This window comes from Halobacillus sp. BBL2006, assembly GCF_000786645.1.
Lineage (GTDB): Bacteria > Bacillota > Bacilli > Bacillales > Halobacillaceae > Halobacillus.
This window is the reverse complement of the sequence record NZ_JRNX01000534.1, coordinates 1-4,802: the sequence shown is the minus strand read 5'-3', so window position 1 is coordinate 4,802 and position 4,802 is coordinate 1. Positions and strand designations below refer to the sequence as shown.

Here is a 4,802-nt window from a genome sequence, read left to right as displayed (position 1 = left end):
CAAGCCATATTTTCGTTCTGTCATGGCTGTACCTATGACTGATCATGAGCACTTTAATGGGATAGCCATTGTGCTCCATAAGGACCCTTATTTTTTCAGTTTCGAGTCATTTAAACTTATTCAGTCACTTGTTCAGCATTCCACGCTCGCTTTTGCCAATTCAATGCTTAGAGAAGAGTTGGAACAAACGATTATTACGGATTACTTAACTAAGCTGCATTCAAGAAACTATCTGGATGAATGCATAATAAAACATGTCCAAGAGGATCAGTCAGGTCATTTTATCTTGTTTGATATCGATAATTTCAAACAGATTAATGATACGTATGGGCATCAAAAGGGAGATGACGTTATTCGGCAAGTGGCTAGAGCCATTCAGGAACAGCTAGGTAACCTTGGGATAGCTGCACGCTGGGGAGGTGAGGAACTGGCCGTTTATCTCCCTTTCATTTCAAAAAAAGAAGCATATGACTTAGCTGATAAGATCCGTGAGCGAATTTCAATAGTTACAATACCTTCTGTTACGGTTTCTTGTGGGTTATCTTCCTGGAATGCGCCAGATCGTCCGGATGGAAAGCAGATTGTGGCACAAGCGGACCAGGCATTATATAGAGCGAAAGAATTTGGGAAGAATCGTCTAATTGTTGCCGGCGCTAAGTAATAGCTCGCTTTTCTCTTAACCTTAATAAACACACAGGCGTTTTTGATAATCTTCGTAAATAAAACCAATAACCAAATCACTGCCCTAATCTAAAATATCCCTCCACTCTAAAAGTGAAGGGATATTTTAGATTATAGATAAGGCTGGAGCGTTTCTGCAAATTTAGCCAGGTATTCTTCATCGACTTTATCAAATCGCCCCTTTGAAGGACTGTCAATGTCTAGAACTCCATAAGGTTGATCATTTTTGTAGATGGGAACAACGATTTCCGACTGGCTTGCTGCGTCACATGCGATATGTCCAGGGAAGGCGTGGACATCCTGAACTCGTTGGACTTTTCCTTCTTCAATAGCTGTTCCGCATACCCCTTTTCCTGCAGGGATGCGGACACATGCCGGCAATCCTTGAAACGGTCCAAGGACGAGCTGGTCTTCTTTCCATAAATAAAAGCCGACCCAATTGACGTCATCTAAAAATTGATTGAGCAGGGAAGAAGCGTTAGCAAGGTTAGCAATTTCGTCTTTCTCATCTTCAACGAGTGCTTTTAGTTGTTTGAGTAAAAGTTCATAGTTTTCTTGCTTGTTTCCTGTATAGAATTGAGATTGAAACATAAAAATTCCTCCTTTTGTATGGTTGTTTCGACAAAAAAACCACTGAATATGTCAGTATTTGATGCACGATTATGGCAGGATTCTCTTATAAGATATAGAATATCTCTTAGGGAGGGGGAAAAAGGATGAACCGACAGAATGCCACACGTCAAAAAGTGCTAGATGTTGCCTGCCGCCTTTTTTACAGTAAAGGATTTAATGGAACCTCCGTTAGGGACATCGCAAAAGAAGCGGGTGTCAACGTTTCTTTGATTTCCTATTACTTTAACAGTAAACAAGGGTTGTTTGAGTCTCTTGCTATCAGTTACTTTGAACCTTATTTAGATATTCTTGAAAATGAATATTATTCAGAGGTCGATGAACGCCTAGAATCTTTAGTGAGAAAAATTCTACATTATAAACAATCGAATTATCAACTTTCCTGTTTGCTGTATCGGGAGTTATCATTGAATACGGTGTTTGCCAGGGAAATGCTTGTAACCTATTTAGCCAAAGAAAATCACTTACTGACTCAGATTTTATTTCAAAAGTCGTCTCAAATAGAAGTGAATTTCCAGGAGAAATTATGTCTCCTGCAATTGAAGGGCTTATTGAATGCACCGTTCATGATGCCTCAAGAGTTTAAAGATCCTTTTATTACAGAAGCATCTATCAGCCACTTTGTCAGTGTGTACAGTGAATTAATGTCCAATTATAAGTCCGTACAAAAATTGGCTGCTAAGGCATAACGATTCTGGTATTTATCTTATCGAATCCTTGCTTTAAACCCGTAGACTTATGAGCGTCTGACCCATAGATTAATGGAATCCCCATAGCAGAAGCTTGCTCCGCAATGTTTGAAGGAGGGTAAGTTTCTTTGCAGTGGGGCTTTTGTGTGCCCGCTCCATTGTAATCAAGCTGAAGATTCGAGTCTTTGATTGATTCAAGTACTTCAAAAGCATACTCTTCCCAGTCTTCTGGGGGAGCGAACAAATCCTGGAATTTCTTCACAAGGGTCATGTGCCCAATTCGACGGGGTTTATAGGGACCAAGGTCTGCCTTGATCGATTTTCTTAGCGCTTTGAAATAGGCACGGTACAAAGCGTCGTTCCCACCAAGGTCATTCAAAGCAGCTTCATACATATCCGGACTAAAATCGATACAGTACCATTGCTGGTTTCCTTCAATAAAATGAACGGATAGAATGCTGTCATCTAATTGGGGCCCGAATTCATTTAAAAATCGCTCCGTTTCTTTTTCATATCCTGCGATGTAGTCCACTTCAAAGCCGATAAGCAACTCCAGGTTTTTTTGGTACTCTTCTTGAAGTTTCTTTAGTTCTGAAATATACCTTTCGACATCAGCCATGTTCATCCCGCTATCTTTTAAAGGGACAGGGTCGGTAAACGATTCAGGTAAAGGTGCGTGCTCTGTGAATGTCATGGTCTTATATCCTAAGTCTATAGCCTTTTCAATATAGAGTCGAAAAGAGTCTAAGGTCCCGTGCGGACAATAAGGAGTATGGATGTGCCCGTCTCTCATTAGTGGATTCTCCTTTCTTTGATAGAAATTATTGTCAATAAGTTAATTATTTTGAAATATTTTAGCCAAAATCGTTCTTTACATGATATCATTATATACAATTAATTATTAAAACGGGTCGTATACATATGTTGGACTTGGAACTGTAAGGAGGCTGTTTATGAAGTACGTCATTGGGGCTATTTTGCTATTGATTGCACTCTTCATCATAGGACTGATTTGGCGTAAAAAGGTTTATGATGAAGTCGATCGTCTCGAGAGTTGGAAGATGGACATCATGAATCGAAGAGTAACGGAAGAGTTGTCCAAGGTCAAGAGCTTGAATTTGTCAGGAGAAACACAGGAGAGGTTTGAGAAATGGCGCAGTCGCTGGGATCGAATATTAACCAAGGAGCTGCCGGCACTAGAAGAGGATTTATTTGATGCGGAAGAGGCAGCCGATAAGTACCAGTGGAAACGCGTGAAAAAAGTGTTGGCAGATACAGAGAAAAAACTTCTGAATATAGAGGAAGATATTCAGAAAATGTTCGAGGAGTTAGAAAACCTCTTGGACTCTGAGAAAAATAGCAGGATTGAGATCGAATCTTTGGAACCGGAATTGAAAGAACTATCAAAAACGCTAATTCACAGCCGTCATCAATTTGGCAAGGCGGTCTATGTTTTTGAGAAACGAGTCGAGGAATTGAAAGGGAAGTTGCAACAATATGAGCAGCTGACTGAACAAGGCAATTATCTTGAAGCCAATTCGCTTGTTCAATCGATACGTGATGAGCTTCTTATTTTGCAAGACGAGATTGCTTATTTCCCAGAGCGATATCGGAAGGCTCACTCCGAACTTCCTGATTTATTAAATGAATTGAAGAGTGGCATTGAAGAGATGGAGGGAGAGGGTTACCGCATCTCTCACCTCGACTATTATCCTGAAATTGAGAAATATGAAGAGATGTTGAAGGAAAGTGTAATAAAGCTGGAAAAAGCGGACCAATCAGATGTAGAGGAGCTTATTCTTGAAATCGAAACCAGCATTCAAGAGATGTATGAAGTCCTCGAAAATGAAGCCGTAGCTCATAATTATGTAGACAAACATTATAAACCCATTCAAGCTCAGCTGGATCGGTTATCTCAGGTTTTATCAGGGACAGAGAGGGAACTTGAAGAAACACAAACTGCTTATCAGTTAGACGATCAGGATGTGGAAGCTTATCGTGGGATCAAGTCATGGTACAACCAAATGAAAAATAAAGTATCGAGTGTCGACCATAAACGTCAGGATGGGAAAACGGCATATACTGAAATACGAGAGCAGCTGGAGCTAGTAAAGCAACAGCTTGATGAGATTCAGGAAAAGCACGAGCATTTCAATGAACGGATTCAGACACTTCGAAAAGATGAAGTTGAAGCTAAGACAAAGCTATCGAATATGGAGCAGTTATTACTTGATACACACCGTCGGTTGAAAAGGAGTAATATTCCAGGAATTCCAACTTCCATTTATGAAAATATGAAAACAGCGAGTGAGCAGATGGATGAAGCTTTTCAAAGTCTTGAGAAACAACCGCTGGATATGGTGGAAGTACATGCGAAGTTACAGGAGGCAGCCGCACTAACGGAAAACCTTCATGAACACGCGGAAAAGATTATGGAAAAAGCTTGTTATACAGAGCGTCTTATCCAGTATGGAAATCGGTATAAGAGTAAATATCCGATTCTTGCAGCAAGACTGCTTGAAGCAGAGAATGAATTCCGCTCCTATCATTATGAGGAAGCTCTTGAGATTGCTTCAGAAGCAATCAAAGAAGTTGATCCAGAAGCTCTTTCTCGAATTGAGGAAAAAGAACAAGTACTGGTTTAGGAAGTGGTTAGATGAAGAAGTGGATTTTGACCGGGCTGGGGGCAGCGACAGTACTCCTCTGGGGAACTGTTTTCGGTGTCTTTCTTTCTCAAGATACCCCTCAGAAGGCTGAAGAGCATAGCACGGCAAATATTTCTTCTGCACTGGAAAAGAACTT

Annotated in this window: 5 protein-coding genes; 3 read left to right on the top strand and 2 right to left on the bottom strand. The window is 40.5% G+C overall.

Annotation, left to right across the window (positions count from 1 at the left end):
• Nucleotides 1–661, top strand: a 661-nt coding sequence (locus LD39_RS15375) for a sensor domain-containing diguanylate cyclase (protein WP_035549165.1), incomplete at its 5' end; no start/stop codon positions are given.
• Nucleotides 662–792: 131 nt separating this feature from the next.
• Here LD39_RS15375 and LD39_RS15370 read toward each other — a convergent pair.
• Entirely contained in the window at nucleotides 793–1,272 is a 480-nt protein-coding gene (locus LD39_RS15370) for a GAF domain-containing protein (RefSeq protein WP_035549163.1), read from the bottom strand.
• Between the two features lie 125 nt (nucleotides 1,273–1,397).
• On the opposite strand from LD39_RS15370, the gene refZ reads away from it, so the two are divergent.
• A complete protein-coding gene (gene refZ, locus LD39_RS15365) occupies nucleotides 1,398–2,000 on the top strand; it encodes a forespore capture DNA-binding protein RefZ (protein WP_035549162.1) in 603 nt (200 codons plus the stop codon).
• Here refZ and hisJ read toward each other — a convergent pair.
• Nucleotides 1,990–2,793, bottom strand: coding sequence for a histidinol-phosphatase HisJ (hisJ, locus tag LD39_RS15360; RefSeq protein ID WP_035549155.1), 804 nt, complete (start codon nucleotides 2,791–2,793; stop codon nucleotides 1,990–1,992). The two genes, refZ and hisJ, sit on opposite strands and share 11 nt — an antisense overlap.
• A 160-nt stretch (nucleotides 2,794–2,953) precedes the next feature.
• On the opposite strand from hisJ, the gene ezrA reads away from it, so the two are divergent.
• Nucleotides 2,954–4,645 (top strand): septation ring formation regulator EzrA, encoded by a 1,692-nt coding sequence (gene ezrA / locus LD39_RS15355; RefSeq protein WP_035549152.1) that lies wholly within the window; start codon nucleotides 2,954–2,956, stop codon nucleotides 4,643–4,645.
• The last annotated feature ends 157 nt before the right edge of the window (nucleotides 4,646–4,802 follow it).